This is a genomic window from Candidatus Enterococcus wittei, from assembly GCF_002140175.1.
GTDB lineage: Bacteria > Bacillota > Bacilli > Lactobacillales > Enterococcaceae > Enterococcus_B > Enterococcus_B wittei.
This window is the reverse complement of sequence record NZ_NGMO01000003.1, coordinates 701,545-702,682: the sequence shown is the minus strand read 5'-3', so window position 1 is coordinate 702,682 and position 1,138 is coordinate 701,545. Positions and strand designations below refer to the sequence as shown.

The 1,138-nt window shown below is 30.1% G+C and carries 1 pseudogene; it reads left to right on the top strand.

Annotated elements, in window-relative coordinates:
* Positions 1–334: 334 nt before the first annotated feature.
* Positions 335–1,000, top strand: a pseudogene (locus tag A5844_RS10990) (hypothetical protein); the annotation flags it as partial.
* Positions 1,001–1,138 lie beyond the last annotated feature (138 nt).

Below are 1,138 nucleotides of genomic sequence, written 5' to 3'. Positions count from 1 at the left end.
TGTCTGCTTCATGAATATTAAAGTCCCAAAAACAACCATCTAATATTTGGACAAGTCTTGGCTAAAATAGAAGTGAGCTGTTTTATAGCTGTCTCTTATACACATCTAGATGTGTATATTTAACTTCTATTGAACCAGGAATTATCAAAAAAAGGTTATATTCCATTATTATAATTCCAACTCTATTATTAAACAATGGTCTCTTATACACATCTAGATGTGTATAAGAGACAGCTATTGAACCAGGAATTATCAAAAAAAGGTTATATTCCATTATTATAATTCCAACTCTATTATTAAACAATGATCCAAAAGACTGTTAGGAGCTAGCTAATTGAAAAAATTTTTACCAGTACTAGTAATTATTTGTATGTCACTCTTGCTTATTTTTCCACAATTATTTACAGAGAAAATGATAATAGGGGCAGATAGTGTATTTCATTTTAATCGTTTTTATGATGCTTCTGAACAGATAAAGAACGGTAACTTTCAGTATTTTGTTTCTTTGTATGGATTTCAACAAAGTGGCAGGATTGTAAATGCTCTGTACGGTCCTTTTTTTGCATATTTTCAAGGGCTCCTTGTATTGATTTCAGGCACTTGGTTTCACTATCAACTATTGTCAAATTTTATTCTTTATATATTGTCTGGTATCTCTATGTTACTTTTTTTAAAGCATGCAAAGATATCTTATTGGGTAAGCGTGCCAATTTCGGTTTTATTTATGAGCACTTACTCTATTCAGTATTGGACGATCAATCAAGGATTTACTAGTTGGGGAACTTGTATATATCCTTTATGTATGATTCCAATGATCGATTTTGTAAGACTTAAAGGATATATCTGTCTCTTATACACATCTAGATGTGTATAAGAGACAGTTGTAAGACTTAAAAAGTTTTCTGTTATTCCAGTATCTTTATCTATTGCATTGATGACTCAGATTCATTTATTATCTACGTTCATGTTGATTTTAATGTATATCCCTTCTGTCTCTTATACACATCTAGATGTGTATAAGAGACAGTTGTAAGACTTAAAAAGTTTTCTGTTATTCCAGTATCTTCTGTCTCTTATACACATCTAGATGTGTATAAGAGACAGGTTTATATTTGTTCCTTTATCAAGTGAAAATTAT